The sequence below is a fragment of the Pseudomonas sp. GGS8 genome (assembly GCF_024168645.1).
GTDB lineage: Bacteria > Pseudomonadota > Gammaproteobacteria > Pseudomonadales > Pseudomonadaceae > Aquipseudomonas.
On the sequence record NZ_JALJWF010000001.1, the window covers coordinates 2056412 to 2076138 of the forward strand.

Annotated in this window: 20 protein-coding genes; 7 read left to right on the forward strand and 13 right to left on the reverse strand. The window is 58.8% G+C overall.

Annotated elements, in window-relative coordinates:
• Nucleotides 1-4: 4 nt before the first annotated feature.
• From J3D54_RS09025 to J3D54_RS09040, 4 genes are all read left to right on the forward strand, one after another.
• Nucleotides 5-826, forward strand: coding sequence for a type IV pilus biogenesis/stability protein PilW (locus J3D54_RS09025; protein ID WP_253417593.1), 822 nt, complete (start codon nucleotides 5-7; stop codon nucleotides 824-826).
• Nucleotides 827-828: 2 nt separating this feature from the next.
• Nucleotides 829-1584: a lysozyme inhibitor LprI family protein gene (locus tag J3D54_RS09030; RefSeq protein ID WP_253426552.1), complete on the forward strand. Its 756-nt coding sequence runs from the start codon at nucleotides 829-831 to the stop codon at nucleotides 1582-1584.
• A gap of 44 nt (nucleotides 1585-1628) precedes the next feature.
• The gene (locus tag J3D54_RS09035; RefSeq protein WP_253417594.1) at nucleotides 1629-2627 is read left to right on the forward strand and encodes a hypothetical protein; all 999 of its coding nucleotides are present in this window, start codon (nucleotides 1629-1631) and stop codon (nucleotides 2625-2627) included.
• A 68-nt stretch (nucleotides 2628-2695) separates the two neighbouring features.
• Entirely contained in the window at nucleotides 2696-3802 is a 1107-nt protein-coding gene (locus J3D54_RS09040; RefSeq protein WP_253417595.1) for a hypothetical protein, read from the forward strand.
• A 65-nt stretch (nucleotides 3803-3867) separates the two neighbouring features.
• Here J3D54_RS09040 and J3D54_RS09045 read toward each other — a convergent pair whose 3' ends face one another.
• Nucleotides 3868-4239: a DUF6124 family protein gene (locus J3D54_RS09045; protein ID WP_253417596.1), complete on the reverse strand. Its 372-nt coding sequence runs from the start codon at nucleotides 4237-4239 to the stop codon at nucleotides 3868-3870.
• A gap of 591 nt (nucleotides 4240-4830) precedes the next feature.
• On the opposite strand from J3D54_RS09045, the gene J3D54_RS09050 reads away from it, so the two are divergent.
• Nucleotides 4831-5220: a helicase gene (locus J3D54_RS09050; protein ID WP_253417597.1), complete on the forward strand. Its 390-nt coding sequence runs from the start codon at nucleotides 4831-4833 to the stop codon at nucleotides 5218-5220.
• A gap of 81 nt (nucleotides 5221-5301) precedes the next feature.
• Here the strand turns inward: J3D54_RS09050 and J3D54_RS09055 are convergent, their stop codons facing one another.
• Both J3D54_RS09055 and J3D54_RS09060 read right to left on the reverse strand, forming a co-directional pair.
• Complete coding sequence (locus tag J3D54_RS09055; protein WP_253417598.1) at nucleotides 5302-6054, reverse strand: Fic family protein; 753 nt, start codon at nucleotides 6052-6054, stop codon at nucleotides 5302-5304.
• Nucleotides 6051-6308: a hypothetical protein gene (locus J3D54_RS09060; RefSeq protein WP_253417599.1), complete on the reverse strand. Its 258-nt coding sequence runs from the start codon at nucleotides 6306-6308 to the stop codon at nucleotides 6051-6053. Before J3D54_RS09060 ends, J3D54_RS09055 begins: the two co-directional genes overlap by 4 nt.
• A gap of 289 nt (nucleotides 6309-6597) precedes the next feature.
• Here J3D54_RS09060 and J3D54_RS09065 point away from each other — a divergent pair, with 289 nt between their 5' ends.
• A complete protein-coding gene (locus J3D54_RS09065) occupies nucleotides 6598-7962 on the forward strand; it encodes a hypothetical protein (protein WP_253417600.1) in 1365 nt (454 codons plus the stop codon).
• 38 nt (nucleotides 7963-8000) lie between these two features.
• Here J3D54_RS09065 and J3D54_RS09070 read toward each other — a convergent pair whose 3' ends face one another.
• From J3D54_RS09070 to exbB, 6 genes are all read right to left on the reverse strand, one after another.
• Entirely contained in the window at nucleotides 8001-9401 is a 1401-nt protein-coding gene (locus tag J3D54_RS09070; protein WP_253417601.1) for an aminoacyl-tRNA deacylase and HDOD domain-containing protein, read from the reverse strand.
• A gap of 78 nt (nucleotides 9402-9479) precedes the next feature.
• Nucleotides 9480-11555 carry an ATP-dependent DNA helicase RecG gene (gene recG / locus J3D54_RS09075; RefSeq protein WP_253417602.1) on the reverse strand — a complete coding sequence of 692 codons (2076 nt, stop codon included), beginning with the start codon at nucleotides 11553-11555 and terminating at the stop codon, nucleotides 9480-9482.
• A gap of 9 nt (nucleotides 11556-11564) precedes the next feature.
• The gene (locus J3D54_RS09080; RefSeq protein WP_008007618.1) at nucleotides 11565-12494 is read right to left on the reverse strand and encodes a hydrogen peroxide-inducible genes activator; all 930 of its coding nucleotides are present in this window, start codon (nucleotides 12492-12494) and stop codon (nucleotides 11565-11567) included.
• Nucleotides 12495-12761: 267 nt separating this feature from the next.
• Entirely contained in the window at nucleotides 12762-13508 is a 747-nt protein-coding gene (locus J3D54_RS09085) for an energy transducer TonB (RefSeq protein ID WP_253417603.1), read from the reverse strand.
• Nucleotides 13505-13933, reverse strand: a complete 429-nt coding sequence (gene exbD / locus J3D54_RS09090; RefSeq protein ID WP_007934588.1) for a TonB system transport protein ExbD — start codon at nucleotides 13931-13933, stop codon at nucleotides 13505-13507. The genes J3D54_RS09085 and exbD overlap by 4 nt, the downstream gene beginning before the upstream one ends.
• A 6-nt stretch (nucleotides 13934-13939) precedes the next feature.
• Nucleotides 13940-14890 (reverse strand): tonB-system energizer ExbB, encoded by a 951-nt coding sequence (gene exbB / locus J3D54_RS09095; protein WP_253417604.1) that lies wholly within the window; start codon nucleotides 14888-14890, stop codon nucleotides 13940-13942.
• Between the two features lie 190 nt (nucleotides 14891-15080).
• Here exbB and J3D54_RS09100 point away from each other — a divergent pair, with 190 nt between their 5' ends.
• Nucleotides 15081-15938: an SDR family oxidoreductase gene (locus tag J3D54_RS09100; RefSeq protein ID WP_253417605.1), complete on the forward strand. Its 858-nt coding sequence runs from the start codon at nucleotides 15081-15083 to the stop codon at nucleotides 15936-15938.
• Between the two features lie 76 nt (nucleotides 15939-16014).
• Here the strand turns inward: J3D54_RS09100 and J3D54_RS09105 are convergent, their stop codons facing one another.
• From J3D54_RS09105 to rpoZ, 4 genes are all read right to left on the reverse strand, one after another.
• Complete coding sequence (locus J3D54_RS09105; RefSeq protein ID WP_253417606.1) at nucleotides 16015-16755, reverse strand: hypothetical protein; 741 nt, start codon at nucleotides 16753-16755, stop codon at nucleotides 16015-16017.
• A 69-nt stretch (nucleotides 16756-16824) separates the two neighbouring features.
• Entirely contained in the window at nucleotides 16825-17205 is a 381-nt protein-coding gene (locus tag J3D54_RS09110) for a RidA family protein (protein ID WP_003177257.1), read from the reverse strand.
• Nucleotides 17206-17229: 24 nt separating this feature from the next.
• On the reverse strand, nucleotides 17230-19335 hold the full coding sequence (spoT, locus tag J3D54_RS09115) for a bifunctional GTP diphosphokinase/guanosine-3',5'-bis pyrophosphate 3'-pyrophosphohydrolase (protein ID WP_007934594.1): 2106 nt from the start codon (nucleotides 19333-19335) through the stop codon (nucleotides 17230-17232).
• Between the two features lie 57 nt (nucleotides 19336-19392).
• Nucleotides 19393-19656 carry a DNA-directed RNA polymerase subunit omega gene (gene rpoZ / locus J3D54_RS09120; protein WP_003177259.1) on the reverse strand — a complete coding sequence of 88 codons (264 nt, stop codon included), beginning with the start codon at nucleotides 19654-19656 and terminating at the stop codon, nucleotides 19393-19395.
• Between the last annotated feature and the right edge of the window lie 71 nt (nucleotides 19657-19727).

A 19727-nucleotide genomic window follows, 5' to 3' on the forward strand; every position in this document is an offset into this window, starting at 1 on the left:
GTTGATGTTCGGCAGCCTGTTTGCCACCAGTGCCTTTGCCGAAGACCTGCCAATAGTAGGTGTCGGCGGGCACACAGTGACGTTTCGGGCGACAGAATGGACGATGCCCGGTGTGGAGTCGGCGACCGCTTGGTTCACCGCAAACGGCAAAACTTTCCCGCTCTTCGGCCCCGATATTGGCGCCGATGCACACCCCGATTTGCTCAGTCCTGACAAGAAAACCTTGTTGCTCGACCCGGTGAGCTTCGGCATGTTGTCGGTCGAGAGTGGTGAAGAAAAACTGGTGTCGCAACAGCATTGCGATGTGATCTCGATGGAGACCGGTTGCGTGCTGGCTGAGCGTTCTGCCAGCTTTTGTGTCGGTAAATGGGTGGGCAATCAGTGGGTTTCCAACGACGGTGAAGTGTTCAATCCCGTCCTGGAGACGAACCCCCCAAAGGACTTGTTGAGGCATGCCGTGGACATCGAGCCGGCGCAGTCCCGCGCGGAATCCATCGAATGGAGCCTGAGCTTTTTGAGTCCGGAGTCCTACATGGCGTGTCATCCCCCGGCGCGTAATGTTCAGGCGTTCAATGACTTGGGTTTCTACTTGGCCGAGGGTGGTAACGATGCGCTTGCACTGAAATTTTATCGAGGCGTTGAGGCGGTCGGTAAACGCACAGTGTTGATGTTGAACATCGCCGATTCACTGTGGCGCCTTGGTCGCAAAGACGAAGCGCAGCGCTATTACAGCCAATACCGCGACGCGATGAGCGCCGACGGCAAGGCGCAGAAAATTCCGCAACGTGTAGTTGAGCGATCTGTAATTCAGGGAATGAAAAATTGAATATGTTTGTGCGCTGTATCGCGTTGTCCTTTGGATGCCTGTTTGCCTCCATCGCGATGGCCAAGGACGAATGCAAAGAGACCACTGTGAGCTGGCAGATCGATCTGTGCGTGGAAGCGGCACGCAAAGAAGCCGACGCACAGCTCAATGCTAGTTACAAGAAACTGCTAGCGCGGTTCGAGTCTCAGCAGCGGCGCGACCCTGAACAGGGCAAGGCGTTGATGGCGATGGCCAGAGAGGCCCAGCGCGCGTGGATCAAGCTGCGCGACACCACGTGCCCGCTCGAAGCCACGGAAAGCGAGCCCGGTGTGGCGCTGCATGTTACGACTATCAACAACTGCATGGCCAGAATGAGCCTGGAGCGTGCGGCTTATCTGGACACTATCGTCGCTGATGAGCCGGGTAATGTGGTTGATCTCAACAAGGTGTTCCTGTCCGGCTCCCAGCGCTTCGGCGATGTCGTAGCGCGTTATGTCAGCACCTTTGGCAGCCCTTGTTTGACGGTTCAGATTCTGGCGCCTAACGGCGGTTGGAGAGTGCTTTCCTCCAAGCGGTTCTGCAGTTTTGACGGCAAATCGTTTTGGGATGGCTATGCCAGTGCGTTGTTTGAGGATCATGCATTTGCTGCCGATGGTTTACACCTGACGCTCAGCTTGTTCGAGCTTCGTGGGGACGGAGAGAAGCGTCTCGCCTGCGTGATTCCGATTCAGAATGAGCAAATCAAAGAACTGAAGTGCGGCGCACCTGAGGCAGCGTGAAACCATCAGCGTAAACATTTGAAGATTGATCAATAGGGAAGTGGGTGGAATTGGCCAGGCTCTTAAGTTTTATTGCTGCGCTCGGATGCATGGCCGGTTTGTCGGCTCAACCGGCATCGGCAAGTGACTCACAAACCATCGGCGAGCTGCATCCGCCGGTGGTTGCTTCGTTGGGTGATCAAAAGATCACGGTGTTCTTTTTGAAGAACAACCTTAAAGGTCAGGTTGGGGGCGTGCATGTGCCGGATGCTGAAATTTTCTACGCACCCATGAATGCGATGAAGCCTTCGCTGAATTATGTGTGGAAGGTCGAAGGCGAACAAATTGCCTCGGTGTTCTTCTTCGAGCGCAAATTCCCTGAGCGAGCGGGGAAGTCCATGTTTGTTCTGACGGAAACACCTGAGTCGAACAATGGATTCCAAGGTGTTTCCTATTCAACCCAGGAGCTGCACCTCGTGAAGAATGGCGACCGATTGTCGTTGGAGTTTCTGCGCGGCAATGCCTATCCCCCGGAATTGCAAAACTGTTACGAAGGTCGCGATTTGGATAAAGGGATAGACGTGGCGTGCGCATACAACGATGCGGCGAGTATTAAGAAATTTCTGGCGGCCCAGGATGAAAAGATGATTGCGGATCAGAAACAACAACTTGGCCTGATCCGAGAACCTCTGAAAACCGGTGGTGACGCGGCTAATGTCACTTGTCCCTCAACCGAATTTTCCACGTTCCTCGCAGCCTTCTCCGAGCGCACAGACGTGCAAAAAGCCTTCGTCCAACAGCCGCTGCAAATGGTCACGACTGTGGCGGGAGATCCCGAGCCTGAGATGGAAAAGCGCAGCGTTAGCGGCGATCAGCTCAAGTTTCCTATCATCCCGGATCGCGTGAAACGAGAGGCCGATGGTCTTACGTTGACCGTCAAGGAAGAGCGGGGCAACAACGCCACGGCGATCCTGCAGAAGCCGGATACCGACTATGTCTTCGAGTACCGGTTTGTTCGTGGGCAATGTTGGCGGCTGGAAGAAGTGATGGATTATTCGCTTTAAAAACGCAGGAGGCGTTACCGAGCGGCAGCGTTTTGTTCGATCAGGAATGAGTTTGTAACCAGGGAGGCATGTTGAAAAAATTACTGTTGCTGGCGTTGTTACTTTGTTCTTTGCCTGTGGCTGCGCAACCGATGTTTCCGGCACTCAAGTCCTGCGAGAGTGCTGGTAGCGATTGCGTGTTGAGGCTCGATAGCAATTTTTTCCTGGTGGACGTCGCCTCCGGGAAGCGACTGTCCGAGACTGCGGAGTCGGCCGGGGCTATGAGTAGTTTCGGGCTGTATCGAGATGGAGACCGGTACATCCTCGAGAACGAAAATTACTCCCAGGCGAAGTCGCGTCGTTGGTTGGTTTTTACCTATAACAACGGCAGGGTGGTGCTCGACGGCGCGTATATTTTTTCGATAGACATGGCTGAGACGGGGCCGTATTGGCATGGCTATGACTGCCGAGGAAACTCCAGTCCGTTCACAAACCCAGGCAGTGAGCCTTTCAGTGACGCCGCTTTGGAAGAGTTGTGCGGTGGTGCTGAAGGCTGGGTCGTCTCGGGGAAGGATTCTGTGTTGCCCGTATCGGCCAAAGGTCTGGCCGTCAGCGTCCCCGTTTATCACGCCCGCAACCGCGACGGTTCTGCGACGTACCTGTTTACTGAAAGCGATGTTCCGGATCTTTCGAAGCTGGTGTGCCTGTCCAATTGTGCCGATGTCGCACAAACGCCGGAGCACGTCTCGCAAGAGACCGCGCCATTGAAGGGCGGGCAGGATGGAACGTTGTGCTCGGATGACGAAGATATTTACTTCAGCTGTCCGTTGGACGGCGGCAAAACGGTTTCTGTTTGTGCGCGTGGAAACAGCAAGCCTACGGCCGGTTCGGTTCAGTACCGTTATGGCGTGCCGGGAAAAGTAGAGATGATCTATCCGAAGAGTGCCTTACCGCCCAAGGGCAAGTTCTTTGTTGTGAATGCGTCGGAAGGCAGCGTGAACCTGAACATTATCAAGTTCAAAACGGGTCCTTACACCTACCTCGTTAACCAAGCCTTTGTCAGTTATCTGACCGTGCTCAAGGATGACAAGCTTGTGTTCAGACAGCGTTGCGGTGCGGGAAGTTATTCTTATATCAACCGGGCAGCGCTCCAAGGGTTGCAGTCACGTCCTAAAAGCGCAGAAGACTTTCGCTAGCCCGGGCTGGTAATGAAGATCGAGAAAGGGGACGTAATGTCCCCTTTTTTTCGTCCGCGATTTTGCTACGGCTTAACCCCGTACTCCTTCAACTCGAGGTGATCGAGCGCGCCTTCCACCATCAGGTGAGCCCCATCGGCCATTCTGCTGAGCGCCAGGGCGACTGAGCGGCGGGTGCCTTCGATGTCGTCGGCCAGGTCGGCGGCGATGGCGCTGATGGACTTCAGGTCTTCCGAGGCGTTGGCCAGGAGGGCTTCGGTGTCGATGTCGGGGGCGACGGTGAAGAGTTTGCCTTTGCGCTTGGGTTTTTCGCTGGGGGGTGGAGCGAAATGGTGGTCGAGGGCGCGTTCGGCGGCTTCGTGGAGTTTTCTGGAATCGAAGGATTCGTAGGGGGATGTGGCTGGGTTTTCTGGGGGATTCGGTGTTGGCTTGATCATAGATGTTAACTTCCTGGAATTAAGAGGCTGACACCGTTTCGCTTTGCACTTCGAAAGAGGTGGCAGCTGTGCGTTGGTGTGCAAGACCGGTCCAGGTGCCCGGCAGACCCGAAGGTCTCCGACGCACAGCCGCCATAACGATCCGCGAGCATAGGAAAACGCTCGATGAATTGCCACCAACGATTGTGCACCTGAATCGGACTTGCACGTCCGAGTCACCGATTTTGCGGCGACGAACAGAGGTTATCGGTGAAGGTGAGGGCTGCCTAGTTCATGGGCAGCCCGGCGTTTTGAAGGAAATTTCCCAGAGGTTTGAGGGCATCAAGATCAAAAGATCGCAGCCTTCGGCAGCTCCTACAGGAATGTGTTTCTTCAGGTGTAGGGCGGGTGTTGGGTGTGACGCGGAGCGTCACGGGATGCATTCCCACGCAGGAGCGTGGGAACGACCAGGGTTGAGGCGGGAAAGCGTGACTTAGTGGTCATCATGCGGGAAAAGCGGTTCATCTTCTTCTAACGCAACCCGACAGTGGCGTTCTGGCTTGAAGCGGCTACACTGCGCCGGCCGTTCATTTTTCTTTTGAGGCTGTGCGCATGAAATTTCGTTTTCTTCTGTGGATGCTGGGTTTGTTGATGGGTAAGGCCAGTCGGACTAATCCTGCGTTTCAGCAGCAGTTGGGTGACAAGGCATTGGTGTTTCAGCTACAGACCCTGGACGGGAAAGTGGCGCGGCATTTCTTTGTGAAGGATCAGCGCATTACCAGCAAGTCGGGCGTGTATGCGGAGCCGGCGTTTGCGATTGCGTTCAAGGACGCGGCGTATGGCTTTGCCACGATGCAGGCGAAGAACAAGCAGCTGGCGTTTATGACGGGGATTCAGGACAAGTCGATTCAGATCAAGGGCAATCCGGCGCTGGTGATCTGGTTTCAGGGGTTGACCAAGTATTTGAAGCCTAGGAAGGCGAAGGCTAAAGCCAAGGTATGAAGTCTTTCAGGTAGACCGGGTTGGATTCATCGCGAGCAGGCTCGCTCCCACAGGGTTTAGGTGATCCCCTGTGGAGCTTCTTCAGCCATCTGGCTCAGGAGGCCCGGCGTCCAGTGGCTGGCCCCGGTATGTCTTGTAGATCTGCTGGACTTGCGGGTTGTCCAGGTTCTCGTATGTGATGTCTTCCTTGTCCAGGCCTCTGATACCACTGATGGTCTCTGGCCACTCGTCACGACTGGATATATCGACTACGAATGGGTTGAGGTAGTTATCGAGATGCCTCTCGCGAGGCTCTCGGATCTCGGCGCTGAGTGCCCGCAGGTAGTCGTCCTTGCTTGTCCTTGACCAGTCGATGGCGAACTCGGCTCGATAACAGAGTTCCATGAAGACCAATAGAATCGTGCGCCCATTGCCGTCCAGGAAGGGGTGTGCGAAAGCCAGCTGACCCATCACCCCGCCGGGATGGTCTCTGAAGCGTTTCTTGTCAGCTGCTAGTTTAAGCGCATAGTCGACAGACATTTTGATGGAGTCCGGGCGCTCGAAGACGGTGCTGCGGGGATCGTCGAAGGAGCCCTTGAAGACTGCCGGGTGAGGGACAAGCTCGTTCCGGTCTTTTCCTGCCCAGTGATAGAAGCCGGAGAACAGGATTTCGTGAACTTTGAGTACTGCCTTGTAATCGATTGGCTTCTTCTTAGCCAAATAGGCAAGCGCATCTTCGATACTCAATTCGAACGAAAGATGCTCTGACTCTTTTACTTCGGTGGGATCTTTCAGTTGCAGCGAGTTTTGAAGATATCCAGCAGTTTCGAAGTCGCCGAACGGATCAAAAGTCATGCGCTGCGTTTCTGTGCACGCCTTTCCTGAAGATAGCGCCCTTGGAGCGCCAGGATTTCAGACTTGCTCAGAACGCCTTTTCTCTTGAGGTTGACGAGCAACTGTTCGATGCCATCCAACTCGACGACATCGCCAGCCAAACGGGTAATGCACACGGCCATACGACTCATGCCGTCACGTCCAGCAGTGACCTTGTTGTCTTTAGCAAGCTTGCGGACTTGGCTTGCAACGCTGACAGCAGCTGTTTGGGTCATGGGAAAGCCCTCTATTTGCCATCAAATCATAGCAGGGCGCTTGCTTCTTGTCGTTGCTGGCTCAAAGGCCAAAATCCGGGGAAATAGGGCAATATTTGCAACCGAAAAGGCCCAGGGCGGTGTATCTGGCTTACCTTTTGGGTGATTCAGTGGCTCGACAAGCCATTCATTTGGCTCTTAATGAATGCTGAACTGTCGTTTATGACAGGTGTTTTGGGCAATGCCACCGTGCTCCACTGTGATTGTGTCCCTAGAAGGGCATCCTTTCACACCACGATGGAGCGCGGTCATGATCCAGACACAAAGCAAAAAATCAGCAGAATTTTTAGATTCAACCTTCGGTAAAGGCGGTGTTCTTGAGCTGCCCTTCAAAGGAATTGTTGGCAGGTTTCCTGATTCGGTTCTTCCGCTCCCTGACAAGAAATTACTGCTGCTCTTCAGCGCTTCGCCCTCAGAGAATTCTCCAACCAAGGTGGCACGACTGAATGAGGACAGCTCGTTTGATTCGCACTTCGGGGATCAGGGAATCGTCGAAGTCCGTTTCAAGGACGGGTTATCGTTTTCTGCGCGCCATCTGCGTCCTTTGGAAAATGGCGGATGGCTGATTACCGGCACCGTTGAACGCTCGGACGGTGCAGTCGATCTCGCGGTCGTTCGCCAACTTCCGGATGGTCAGATGGACACTTCCTTAGGGCCTGATAAAGACGGCGCAGTCACCTTAAATGTTTATGACCTTATCGATTCTCGCGCCCATCCCGGCGCTAGTTTTGTTACCCGTCGCCACGACGAAAAGAATGCTGAGAAATCATCGGTAAGTGCGGGCGATGTCGGGGTAGTGGCCATCGGTCAACAGGATGGCAAAATTGTTTTGGTTAGCACTGTTTTTTTCGAATACAACTACTTGAGGGGGATTGTAGTACGCCTGAATAAGGATGGCTCACTGGACGCAACGTTTAATAGGAAAGGTTTTGTACTTGTCGAGCTTCCGGACATTACTCATAACTGGAATTACGCTGCTGGTGTGGTCGTTCAGCAAGACGGCAAAGTTCTGGTATGTGGCGATTTCAGCAGAGAGAGCCCAGGTGAATGGCCTGATGCTTATGTAATGCGCTATGACCAGGACGGTAACGTCGATGCGGGTTATGGCGACAATAAGAACGGCGTTGTGACCATCACTGACAGCAGTCGATGGCTTGACCTTGGCTCAATGGCCTTGAAGTCTGACGGTGGTGTTGTAGCAGTGGGGACCGCAGACCGCGATGGCCACCGCGAGGGGTTGATTGCCTCGCTAAACCCCAGTGGAAGTTTCAATCTTGTTTTTAACAAAGGGAAACCACTGTTCTCCAATCTCACGGAGCATGGTGTTTCCTGGCGGCGTTGTGTTCTGCAAACGGATGGAAAGCTGGTTGTCAGTGGGCAAGGTGGAGGCGCGTTTGTTGACGAAAACAGTTCGGTCGTGACTGCGCGTTATGCTCCCGATGGCTCTCTGGATGTGACCTTTGCGGGTAAAGGATGGGCAGTCTTCAACGATGAAAGCGGTATCGATATGTTCAGGGGGTGCACAGTTATGGCGGATAACCGGGTGGTTGTTAGCGGTTACGTTTCCTTTGCTCCTCCGCCTCTTCCGGGATATGTGCTGCGCTACCTGGCTTGAGGTGGTCAGGTAGACCGGGCGGCGATCCGACGATGCTTTCAGGCTTGGCTGAATTGCGAGGCCAATTCGCGCAGCAGCACTTCGGCTTCAAGCACTTTGCTGACCACGTCGTTGGCTTTGTCGCGAGTCAGGCCTAAGCGCTCCAGCAGGACGTCGGGAATGTCTTCATCCGGCCCGGAACCAATCCCGCGACTGCGCAGCAAACGCACGGCCAGGCACACGAGGTTCGGGTACTCGGCGTAGTCGCCGTCGTAGCTTGGGTCGTGCTGGAAGCGCAGGGCGGTGGCCAGTTCTTCGGGCATGTCCCAGTAGCGCATCAGCCATGAGCCGATCTGCTCGCGGCTGATGCCCAGCAGGTGTTGCTCGACGTAGCTGTGGCACAGGTGCGGGTTGACCTCCAGGTGACGGCAGATCAGCGAGAAGTGCGGCGGGAAGACGTGGGCCAACAGCAAGTAGCCGAAATTGTGCAGAAGGCCGGCGAGGTAGGTCAGGCCGGCTTCCGGGCGCTGGGCGCGGGGCATGGCGCGGGTCAGGCCTTCGATGACGGCGGCGGTGTAGATCGATTGCTGCCAATACGGCGTGGTGTGTTGCGGGTGGTCTTTGGGCAGGCTCAGGGTTTTGCCCAGGGCCAGGCCCAGCGCCAGGTTGATCACCAGGTCGAAACCCAGCACCCGGACGATGGCGTCTTCCACTGAACGAATTTTGCCCGGCGAGGCGTAGTACGGCGACGCCGCCCAGCTGACGACTTGCGCGGCCAGGGCCGGGTCGGTTTCGACCACGCCGGTGATGTCGTCGATGGTGGCGTTGGGGTCGACGCGCAGTTTGATGATTTTCTGCGCGGTCTCGGCCAGCGGCGGAATTTCGATGGTCGCTTCCAGGCGTTGCTGGATGCGCCGCGCGGTGAACGCCTGGACGGCCTGGGTGATTTCCTCGCGGTCATCGTCGGGGCGGTCGAGGTTCGGGCGGATGCTGTGCACGGCTTCGCCGAAATTGGCGGCGCTGGCCTTGGTGAGCATGGTTTTGAAATCGTCGCTGGAGATTTCCAGCAGCACGCCCGGCTCGCCCGAGTTGATCAGCAACTTCGGTTCGCGCAGCAGGCTTTCGTCATACAGGCACGGCGAACTGGTGAGCGCCGGCAAGCCGGGCAGCAGGCTCAGGCTGTGTTTGCCGAGCATTTTTACCAGGCGTTCAGTAGATACAGCCGTCAACCGGCGGCCGGTGAGTTCGGCGAGGCGATTGAGGTCGAGCAATTGGCTTTGCGGAAACAGCACCATGAGCGCGCCGACGGCATCGTCCAGCAAAACCGCCTGCACTTTGCGTGCGGCGTTCAGGCCGTGATGGTCGAGGACTTCCTGGTAGGCGATGCCCAGCTTGCCGAGCAGCAGCCGAATAACAGACGGAGCGTGCGGGGTTTCAGGGGCGAGGGCAGCTTCTGTCATGGTCTGTATCCGTTTTCAAACAATTGCAGGAGTATAACCAGCTTGTTTAAAGCCAGGGTCCAGAAACTGCGACAGTGCTCACACTTGGCCGTATTGCTGCCCATGGCGTAGCCAGCGGTCGAGCAGCGGGCTGACGTGATCCGGCCAGCGCTCGAGCAAGGCCTGGGCGGCATCGCGCACGGCGGGCAGCAAGTCGGCGTCGCGCATCAGGTCCGCGACCTTGAATTGCAGCAGACCGGTCTGGCGTGTGCCGAGCATTTCGCCGGGGCCGCGCAGTTCGAGGTCTTTTTCGGCGATGACAAAACCGTCGTTGGTTTCACGCATGATGCCCAGGCGCTGACGGCCGATCTGCGACAGCGGCGGGTGGTAGAGCAGCACGCAATGGCTGACGGCACTGCCCCGGCCGACACGGCCACGCAATTGGTGCAGCTGCGCGAGCCCGAGGCGTTCGGGGTTTTCGATGATCATCAGGCTGGCGTTGGGCACGTCCACACCGACTTCGATCACGGTGGTGGCGACCAGCAGTTGCAGGTTGCCGGCCTTGAACTCGGCCATCACCGCAGCTTTTTCGGCCGGCTTCATGCGGCCATGGATCAAGCCGACTTTCAACTCGCCAAGGGCGGCGGTGAGGTCCTCAAAGGTGGTTTCGGCAGCCTGGCAGGTCAGTTCTTCCGATTCTTCGATCAGCGTGCACACCCAATAAGCCTGACGGCCCTCGGCACAAGCGCCGCGCACCCGTTCGATTACTTCGACGCGCCGGGTGTCGGTGACCAGCACCGTGTTCACCGGGGTACGGCCGGGCGGCAGTTCGTCGAGGATCGAGGTGTCGAGGTCGGCGTAGGCGCTCATGGCCAGGGTCCGTGGGATCGGCGTGGCGGTCATGATCAGCTGATGCGGGCACATCCGCCCGCCGACGCCTTTCTGCCGCAATGCCAAGCGCTGTTGCACGCCGAAGCGGTGCTGTTCATCGATGATCGCCAGCGCCAGGTTCTTGAACTGCACTTCGTCCTGGAACAATGCGTGGGTGCCGACCACCATGGGCGTTCCGTTGGCGATTTGCTCCAGCGCCGCCACGCGGTTTTTGCCCTTGAGCTTGCCGGCCAGCCACGCGACTTCGATGCCCAGCGGTTCGAGCCAGCGTTTGAAGGTGATGAAGTGCTGCTCGGCGAGGATTTCGGTGGGCGCCATCAGTGCGACCTGATAGCCCGCTTCCAGTGCCTGAAGCGCGGCGAGGGCGGCGACCACGGTTTTGCCCGCGCCCACGTCGCCCTGGATCAGCCGAAGCATCGGTTCGTGCTGGCTGAGGTCGTAAGCGATTTCGTTGCCGACCCGCTGCTGGGCGCCGGTCGGGGTGAAACCAAGGTTGGCCAAATACTGAGTTGGCAGCTTCGTGGCTTTGGGCATGGCCGGCGCACGCAGGGCACGCATGCTCTCGCGCAGGCGCTGCTGGGACAGTTGATGGGTCAGCAGCTCTTCGAAGGCCAGACGATGCTGGGCCCAGTGATGACCGAGGGCGAGTTCGTCGACGTCGGCATCGGCGGGCGGGTGATGCAGGTAGCGGATCGCATCGGCCAGCGGTGCCAGTTGATAGTCCCGGGCCAGTTCGGTTGGCAACCAGTCGGGCAGGCTGCTGGGGCCGAGCAGGGTCAGGGTTTGCATGCACAACTGACGCAAACGCTGCTGGGTCAGGCCTTCGGTGAGCGGGTAGACCGGGGTCAGGGTTTCATCCACCGGCGGCGGCTCGTCACCGGTGATGGCGCGGTATTCCGGGTGGTAGATTTCCAACCCCGAGGCACCGGGCCGGGCTTCGCCGTAGCAGCGAATCCGCGTGCCGCGTTTGAGGCCTTCTTTCTGGGCGTTGCTGAAATGGTAGAAGCGCAGGCTGAGCCCGCCGGTGCCGTCCTGCAGACGGACAACCAGGCTGCGGCGCCGGCCCATGACCACGTCGGCGCCGCTGACGGTGCCTTCGATCACCGCGTCTTGCCCGGGTCGCAAATGGCCGATCGGGACCACGCGGGTGCGGTCCTGATAGCGCAGCGGCAGGTGGAACAGCACGTCCTGGAGATTCTCCAGGCCGACCTTGGCCAGTTTCTCGGCCATGGCTTCGCCGACACCCTTGAGTGCCGTCACCGACACTTGCGACAACTCGGTCATGACCGCGACTTAACCGGCCACCACCGGCGCTGGCGGCTTGGCCACCGAGCACAGGCGAATGGAGTCGGCGAGGATTTCAATCGCCTTGGGCCGCGGGAAGCTCGCGCGCCAGGCGATGGCCACGGTGCGGAACGGCACCGGCGCGCTCAGTGGGCGCACTTCGATCACGCCGGGGGCGTAGTGGTGGCTGTCCACCGCCGACAGCGGCAGGATCGAAATGCCCAGGCCGGAGGCGACCATGTGGCGGATGGTTTCCAGCGAGCTGGATTCCACCGTGGTGTGCTTGGCGCCGTCGTTGCCTTTGGCCAGGGTCGGGCAGGCTTCCAGCACTTGATCGCGGAAGCAGTGGCCTTCGCCGAGCAGCAGCAGGCTCTTGTCGTTGAGCAGGGCGGCGTCGATGGATTCTTTTTGCGTCCACGGGTGCTGGGCCGGCATCAAGACGTAGAACGGCTCGTCGTAGAGCTGCAAGGTCAGCACGTCGGCTTCGTTGAACGGCAGGGCAATGATGATCGCGTCGAGCTCGCCGTTGCGCAGTTTGTCGCGCAGCACGTGGGTGAAGTTTTCTTCGATGTACAACGGCATCTGCGGGGCGACCCGGTGCAGTTGTGGAATCAGGTGCGGGAACAGGTACGGGCCGACGGTGTAGATCGCGCCGACTTTGAGCGGTGCAGTCAGCTGGTTCTTGCCGGCCTGGGCCAGTTCGCGGATGCCTTGGGCCTGTTCCAGGACTTTCTGTGCCTGGGCGACAATGCCTTCGCCGACCGGAGTCAGGCGCACGGCGCTCTTGCTGCGCTCGAAAATCAGCACACCGAGTTCGTCTTCAAGCTTTTTCACGCCCACCGACAGGGTTGGCTGGCTGACGTGGCAACGCTCGGCCGCGTGGCCGAAGTGTTGCTCTTGGGCGAGGGTAACGATGTAGCGTAATTCTGTGAGAGTCATAGCAAGCGTCCATGAAGTTGCGGGCCAAGCATACCGGCTGCAATCGATAGACGCACGTTATCAGACTGAGTGTGCTGAGTGACACTGGGCAATGCAGGTTTGCCGTTTCCAGATATGCATAAAGGCACCTTTTGGTGCCTTTATGGTTGTTGCATAACCTGTGGGAGCGGGCTTGCCCGCGATATCGATGTAACGGTCAACAAAGATGTTGGATGTGATGGCCTCATCGCGGGCAAGCCCGCTCCCACAGGTTTTTTGTATTGCGTCTTAGCGTCGACGTTCCAGCGAGTAAACAAACGGTGCAACGATTTCGATGGAGCCGTTGTTCAGCATGTCGGCCGGTGGCTTAGGCAGCGGCTGGGCGCGGCGGATCATTTCCAGGGTAGCCCGGTCCAGATCGGCGTTGCCGGAGCGGCCCACCAGTTCGAATGACAACACGTTACCTTCGGCATCCACCACGAAGCGCAGACGGTTCAAACCTTCCTTGCCCCGCGCCTGGGCACTGGCGGGGTATTTCTTGTACTTGGCCAAGTGCGCGAGCAGGGTGCCTTGCCAACTGGCCTTGGCCGCTTGTTGCGCGGGCGATGGGCCGGGGGCCGGCTGAGCGGATTTCTCCGTCGGCGCCTGGGTTGGCTGCGCGTCGCTCGGTTTTGCCTCCGACGGTTTTTCCTTCGGCGGCTCCGGCTTTTTCTCCACAGGCTTGGGCGGTTGCGGCTTCGGCTTCGGCTTGACCGGTTTCGGCACGGCAATCTCGGCCTTCGGCGCTTCAGCGAGTTTCGGAATCGGCAGTTCTTCCACCGGCGCCGGTGGCTGCGGTGGTGTGATCACCTTTGGCGGTGCGGGCGGTGGCGGGGCCGGCATCGGCGCCAGCTCGACCATCATCGCTTGCGGCGGGAGCTCGATCGGCGGGCGTGACGTCCAGTTCAGCGCCAGCGCAATGGCCAGCGCATGGACACCCAGCACCACGGCCAGGCTACCGCTGTAACGCGTCAGCTTTTGGCGCGTGTTGATCATTTCTTGGCTGCCGTCTCGAGTCCGACCAGGCCGACCTTCAGGTAACCGGCGGCGCGCAGGGCATCCATCACGCTCATCAGGTCGCCGTAATCCACGCCTTTGTCGGCCTGGAAGAAGATCGTCGTGTCTTTCTTGCCCTGGGTCTTGGCGTCGAGCGTGGCGCCGAGGGCTTCGGTCTTCACTTCGTCTTCGCCGAGGAACAGGCGCTGGTCAGCTTTGACGCTGAGGAACACCGGTTTCTCTGGCCGCGGCGCCGGTTTGGCGGTGGAGGCGGGCAGGTCGACCTTGATGTCCACGGTGGCCAGCGGCGCCGCCACCATGAAGATGATCAACAGCACCAGCATCACGTCGATGAACGGCGTGACGTTGATTTCATGGTTCTCGGCCAGATCGTCGTCTGCGCCTTCTTTCAAATGCAGGCCCATGGCCGATTACCCCACTTTCACCATGTGCGGTTGCGAGCCGCGCTCGGGCGGCAGGTGGTCGAGGTCACGGCTGACCAGCAGCAGGACTTCTGCCGAGGCGTCGGACACTTGCGCCTTGTAACCGGCGATGGAGCGGGCGAAGACGTTGTAGATGACCACCGCAGGAATCGCTGCCACCAGGCCCAGCGCGGTCGCCAGCAGAGCTTCGGCGATACCGGGAGCCACGACGGCGAGGTTGGTGGTCTGGGTTTTGGCAATGCCGATGAAGCTGTTCATGATGCCCCACACGGTGCCGAACAGGCCGACGAACGGCGCGGTGGAGCCGATGGTGGCCAGCACGCCGGTGCCGCTGCTCATGTTGCGACCGCAGGCTGCGACGAGGCGCTCTAGGCGGAAGCTCACGCGTTCCTTGATGCCTTCCTTCTCGCGGCTGTTGGCCGACAGGCGCATTTCTTCCAGCGCGTCATGGACCAGCAGATTGGCCAAGGTGCCTTCCTTGGCCGCCGTCGTGCTGGCTTCCTTAAGGGTGCCGGCCTTTTTCAGGTGGGTGATTTCAACGCGCAGACGACGTTTGGCGCCGATCAGTTCGAAGCCCTTGGCGATCCAGATGGTCCAGGTGATGATCGAGGCGATGGCCAGGCCGATCATCACGATTTTCACGATAATATCGGCGTTCTTGTACATGCCCCATGGCGACAGGTCGTGAGCCATGCCCAGGGAGTTGTCGGCTTCGAGAGCTTGCGGGGTGTCAGTGGCGTCTACGGCCTGGACCGAATCGGTCGCGGCAGGAGCGGCTTGAACGGCTGGTATTTGAGTGGCAGCAGGCGGTGTGGCCGGCGCTTGTGCATCGGCGAATGTGGCGGTCGGCGCCAGCATCAGGCTGAGCAGCAGGGCGGCTACCGCGCTCCAGGCGCGAGGTCGTTTGGTTGGCGAAGCGGGGAATTGATTGGGTGTCATGCTGGCCGGACCTGAGAAAGAAAAAACGGTAGATGCTCTTCCAGGCCTCGTAAGGCCGAGAACAAAAGTGGCTGGCATTATTGCAATTAATTCTTGTTAACAAAAGTAATAGCTTCTCTTTTTTTCCTCCATTGCTAGCTGCTCATTCATTTCGGGCGCTAGTCTGTACCTTTCTTGAGGGAGTTTTCTGATGTCTGCGCCTTCTGTTTTGATCGCCGGCTGCGGTGATGTCGGCAGCCGTCTGGCTACGCAATTGCTGGCCGGGCACTGGCAGGTTTATGGCCTGCGCCGCAATGTGTCGCGCTTGCCTGCGGGGGTGGTGGGCGTTGCAGGTGACTTGTTCAGCGCGCAATGCCCGGCTGACTGGCCGACCGCATCACTGGATTATCTGGTGTACAGCGCCGCGGCTACCGACCACGACGAGGCGGGCTATCGCGCCGCTTATGTCGAAGGCTTGCAGCATGTGCTGGGCTGGTTGAAACAACATGGTCAGCAGCCAAAGCGCATTCTATTTGTGTCCAGCAGCAGTGTTTATGGCCAGCAGGACGGTGAGTGGGTCGATGAAACCTCGCCGACGGTAGCAGGCGGTTACTCGGGGCGTTTGATGCTGGAGGCCGAGCAGGTGGCGCGTGATAGCGGTATTCCGGCCAGTATCGTGCGCCTGACCGGTATTTATGGTCCGGGTCGAGAGTGGCTACTGACTCAGGTTCGTCGCGGTTATCGCGTGGCGATCGACCCCCCGTTGTACGCCAATCGCATTCACGTCGACGACGCGGCGGGCTTGCTGGCGTTTTTGCTTGAGACGGATCGGCGCGGCGTGACGCTGGATGATGACTACATTGGTGTCGATGATGCGCCTGCGCCCATGGCAGAGGTGGTGGGCTGGTTGCGTGAATACCTGGGCGTGACCGAATGGGCCGATGACGCCAGTGTGCGTCGTGCCGGCAGCAAGCGCTGCAGCAATGCCCGGGCGAAGGCGTTGGGCTGGACGCCGAAGTATTCGAGTTTCCGCGAAGGCTATGCCGCGATTCTCGAAGGTCGCTGCTGAAATCCAGTGACACACAATAACTGTGGGAGCGGGCAAGCCCGCTCCCACAGGGTTATCTGTTGGCTTCAGCTCCGGGTTACTGCTTTTTGAGCAACCATTTGCGTTCGCCGGCAGCGAACTGTGGCATTTCGTCTGCCAAGGCGGTGTTCACGGCTTGAAAGAGTTCCAGATCGTTGCCTTTGCGGGCGAAGATCCAGGTATTGCCCTGGCCATTGAGTTGCAGCCAGATGTTGTCGTTACCGATACTCATCGAAGCGCAATCGCCGGTCAGGCACAGGGCATAACGGTCGGCGCCGGGCAGGCCGGACACTTGGCCATCTGCCTGAAACTGCACGGTGCTACCTTCGCCTGGGCCGTTGATGATTTTCCAGCTGCCGCCCATGTAAGCCGAGTACAGCGCACGCTCGAAGCTGGCACCGATCGGTGCCCCGTCCGGGACCGGGATCTGGGCACGGTCGAAAAGCTGCTCTGGTTCGTTTTCGCTGGCGACTTGGTTCAGTTGCTTGCCATCACGCTTCAGCTCGCTGGCGGTGCTGCCGTAGAAGTCGACTTTCCAGGCGCCTGACTTTTCGCCCAGCAGCTTGCCTTCGACGTTTTCAAAACCATTGGTGTAGCGCGCCTGACCGGCCTTGGTGTTGACGTTCCATTCCAGGTTCGGCCCATAGGCCTGGAGCGCTTCGCGCAGGGAGCCGCCTTTGGAGGCAGCATCGATCGCCACCTGATTGATCCAGGTGCCGCTGATGTCGCGGTCGGCAGGGTTGCTGGCACATCCGCCCAAGAGTAGGGCGACCAGCGAGAGAGCTAGCGCATGGCGCATGATGGAATCCTTTCAGAACCCTTTGTACAAGATCAGTCGGCGCAGCCTCGCAAGGCTGCGCCGTACACATTACTCGATGACCAGAATGGCATCCATTTCAACCTGCGAACCCTTTGGCAGGGCTGCTACGCCGATGGCGGCGCGGGCTGGGTAAGGCTGGTCGAAGTACTTGCCCATGATCTCGTTGACCTTGGCGAAGTGGCTCAGGTCGGTGAGGAAGATGTTCAGTTTGACGATGTCCTTGAACGAACCACCGGCGGCTTCAGCCACGGCCTTGAGGTTCTCGAACACCTGGACGGTCTGGGCTTCGAAGCCTTCGACCAGTTCCATGGTTTTTGGGTCCAGAGGAATCTGACCCGACATGTAAACGGTGTTGCCAGCCTTGATCGCCTGGGAGTAAGTACCGATGGCGGCCGGGGCCTTGTCGCTGTTGATAACGGTCTTGGTCATGTATGACTCCTTGTGAAGGGTGGGCTACGCGCGCATGCGGGTGATGCGGATGACCCCGGTCAGGGCGCGCAGTTTCTTGATCACGCGGGCCAGGTGTACGCGGTCGTGCACGCTGACCACCAGTTGGACCACGCTGATGCGACCGTCGCGTTCGTCCATGCTGATTTTTTCGATATTGCCGTCGGCCGCGTTGACGCTGCTGGCCAGTAGGGCGATCAGGCCGCGCTGGTGTTCCAGTTCGACGCGCAGCTCGACGTTGAATTCGCCGGTGACATCCTTGGCCCACGAGAGCTGGATACATTTTTCCGGGTTGTGGCGGATTTCGCTGATGTTGCGGCAGTTGTCCAGGTGCACCACCATCCCTTTGCCGGCAGACAGATGGCCGACAATCGGGTCGCCCGGGATCGGTGTGCAGCACTTGGCGTAACTGAGCACCAGACCTTCGGTGCCGCGAATCGCCAGCGGACCTTCCGGGCTCGGCAGCTGTTCGCCTTCGCCGAGCAGGCGGCGGGCGACCACGTAAGCCATGCGATTGCCCAGGCCGATGTCTTCGAGCAGGTCTTCGATCAGTTCGAGGCGGTATTCGTGGAGCATCAACTGCACACGCTCGGCCGGGACTTTTTCCAGCGAGCTGTCGAAGCCGTTGAGCACCTTGTTCAGCAGGCGTTCGCCGAGGCTGATGGATTCGGAGCGGCGTTGCAGCTTAAGCGCATGGCGGATGTGGGTCCGCGCCTTGCCGGTGACCACGAAGTTGAGCCATGCCGGGTTCGGCCGCGCGCCGGGGGCGCTGACGATCTCGACCGTGGAGCCGCTTTGCAGCGGTTCGGACAACGGCGCGAGACGACGATTGATCCGACAGGCAATGCAGCTGTTGCCCACGTCGGTGTGCACCGCGTAAGCGAAGTCGACCGCGGTGGAGCCTTTGGGCAGCTCCATGATCCGGCCCTTGGGCGTGAACACGTAGACCTCGTCCGGGAACAGGTCGATCTTCACGCTCTCGATGAATTCCAGCGAGTTGCCGGCCCGTTGCTGCATTTCCAGCACGCCTTTGACCCACTGGCGGGCACGGGCGTGAGTGCCTTTGGGCTGCTCGTCGCCGCTGGATTTGTACAGCCAATGGGCGGCGATGCCGTTGTTGGCCATTTCTTCCATTTCACGGGTGCGGATCTGGATCTCGATCGGTACACCGTGCATGCCGAACAGCGTGGTGTGCAGCGACTGGTAGCCGTTGGCCTTGGGGATCGCGATGTAATCCTTGAAGCGCCCCGGCAACGGTTTGTACAAATTATGCACAGCACCCAGCACGCGGTAGCAGGTGTCGACCTTGTCGACGATGATCCGGAACGCATAAACGTCCATGATCTCGTTGAAGGCCCGACGCTTGCCGCGCATTTTCTTGTAGATGCCGTAGAGGTGTTTCTGACGACCGCTGACCTCGCCCTGAATGCCATCGATGGCCAGGCAGTGGCTGAGGGACTCTTCGATTTTGTTGACGATTTCCTTGCGGTTGCCCCGGGCGCGTTTGACCGCCTGGTTGATCCGCGCGGAACGCATCGGGTGCATGGCCTTGAAGCCGAGGTCTTCGAATTCTATGCGGATGGCGTGCATGCCCAGCCGATTGGCAATGGGTGCATAGATTTCCAGGGTTTCCTTGGCGATCCGCCGGCGCTTTTCGCCGGACAGCACTTCCAGGGTGCGCATGTTGTGCAGGCGGTCGGCCAGCTTGACCAGGATCACGCGAATATCGCGTGCCATGGCCATGGCCATTTTCTGGAAGTTTTCCGCTTGGGCTTCGGCTTTGGTCTCGAAGTTCATCTGGGTCAGTTTGCTGACCCCGTCGACCAGTTCGGCCACGGTTTCGCCGAACTGCGCTTGCAGCGCTTCCTTGGCAATACCGGTGTCTTCGATCACGTCATGCAGCATTGCAGCCATCAAGCTCTGATGGTCCATGTGCATGTCGGCAAGAATATTCGCCACCGCAAGAGGATGCGTGACGTACGCCTCACCGCTGCGGCGGCGTTGGCCGTCGTGGGCTTGTTCGGCGTAGAAGTACGCTCGGCGGACCAGGTTGACCTGGTCCTTGCCGAGGTAGGTCGATAAGCGATCGGCGAGGGCGTCTATGCTCGGCATGATGACACCTGCCGTTTGCTATGACCCCGCGCCGTGCTACGTCGACCAGGCATGGCCTTATACTGCCTCGTTGGACTCGTCCTCGAACGCTGCGAACAGCGGTTCGTCTTCGACGATTTCAGCGTTGGCGATGAACTCGTAGCTCATCAGGCCTTCAGCGATTTCACGCAGCGCTACAACTGTAGGCTTGTCGTTTTCCCACTGAACCAGGGGCTCTTTGCCGCCGGTGGCCAGTTGACGGGCACGCTTGGTAGAGAGCATGACCAGCTCAAAGCGGTTTTCCACGTGTTCTAGGCAGTCTTCAACGGTTACGCGGGCCATGGTATTCCTCGGAGCGAATGCAATATGCGCGCTGCCCGGTTGGGCAAGCGGACTCAACAGTTTAAAAAATC

What these genes read in the sequence shown, in the direction of transcription:
- J3D54_RS09025 (WP_253417593.1), top strand. Translation starts at nt 5, where the DNA reads ATGTTCGGCAGCCTGTTTGCCACCAGTGCCTTTGCCGAAGACCTGCCA.
- rpoZ (WP_003177259.1), bottom strand. Translation starts at nt 19,656, where the DNA reads ATGGCCCGCGTAACCGTTGAAGACTGCCTAGAACACGTGGAAAACCGC.
- J3D54_RS09100 (WP_253417605.1), top strand. Translation starts at nt 15,081, where the DNA reads ATGTCTGCGCCTTCTGTTTTGATCGCCGGCTGCGGTGATGTCGGCAGC.
- J3D54_RS09105 (WP_253417606.1), bottom strand. Translation starts at nt 16,755, where the DNA reads ATGCGCCATGCGCTAGCTCTCTCGCTGGTCGCCCTACTCTTGGGCGGA.
- spoT (WP_007934594.1), bottom strand. Translation starts at nt 19,335, where the DNA reads ATGCCGAGCATAGACGCCCTCGCCGATCGCTTATCGACCTACCTCGGC.
- J3D54_RS09050 (WP_253417597.1), top strand. Translation starts at nt 4,831, where the DNA reads ATGAAATTTCGTTTTCTTCTGTGGATGCTGGGTTTGTTGATGGGTAAG.
- J3D54_RS09045 (WP_253417596.1), bottom strand. Translation starts at nt 4,239, where the DNA reads ATGATCAAGCCAACACCGAATCCCCCAGAAAACCCAGCCACATCCCCC.
- recG (WP_253417602.1), bottom strand. Translation starts at nt 11,555, where the DNA reads ATGACCGAGTTGTCGCAAGTGTCGGTGACGGCACTCAAGGGTGTCGGC.
- J3D54_RS09085 (WP_253417603.1), bottom strand. Translation starts at nt 13,508, where the DNA reads ATGATCAACACGCGCCAAAAGCTGACGCGTTACAGCGGTAGCCTGGCC.
- exbB (WP_253417604.1), bottom strand. Translation starts at nt 14,890, where the DNA reads ATGACACCCAATCAATTCCCCGCTTCGCCAACCAAACGACCTCGCGCC.
- J3D54_RS09055 (WP_253417598.1), bottom strand. Translation starts at nt 6,054, where the DNA reads ATGACTTTTGATCCGTTCGGCGACTTCGAAACTGCTGGATATCTTCAA.
- J3D54_RS09080 (WP_008007618.1), bottom strand. Translation starts at nt 12,494, where the DNA reads ATGACTCTCACAGAATTACGCTACATCGTTACCCTCGCCCAAGAGCAA.
- exbD (WP_007934588.1), bottom strand. Translation starts at nt 13,933, where the DNA reads ATGGGCCTGCATTTGAAAGAAGGCGCAGACGACGATCTGGCCGAGAAC.
- J3D54_RS09070 (WP_253417601.1), bottom strand. Translation starts at nt 9,401, where the DNA reads ATGACAGAAGCTGCCCTCGCCCCTGAAACCCCGCACGCTCCGTCTGTT.
- J3D54_RS09030 (WP_253426552.1), top strand. Translation starts at nt 829, where the DNA reads ATGTTTGTGCGCTGTATCGCGTTGTCCTTTGGATGCCTGTTTGCCTCC.
- J3D54_RS09110 (WP_003177257.1), bottom strand. Translation starts at nt 17,205, where the DNA reads ATGACCAAGACCGTTATCAACAGCGACAAGGCCCCGGCCGCCATCGGT.
- J3D54_RS09060 (WP_253417599.1), bottom strand. Translation starts at nt 6,308, where the DNA reads ATGACCCAAACAGCTGCTGTCAGCGTTGCAAGCCAAGTCCGCAAGCTT.
- J3D54_RS09065 (WP_253417600.1), top strand. Translation starts at nt 6,598, where the DNA reads ATGATCCAGACACAAAGCAAAAAATCAGCAGAATTTTTAGATTCAACC.
- J3D54_RS09040 (WP_253417595.1), top strand. Translation starts at nt 2,696, where the DNA reads ATGTTGAAAAAATTACTGTTGCTGGCGTTGTTACTTTGTTCTTTGCCT.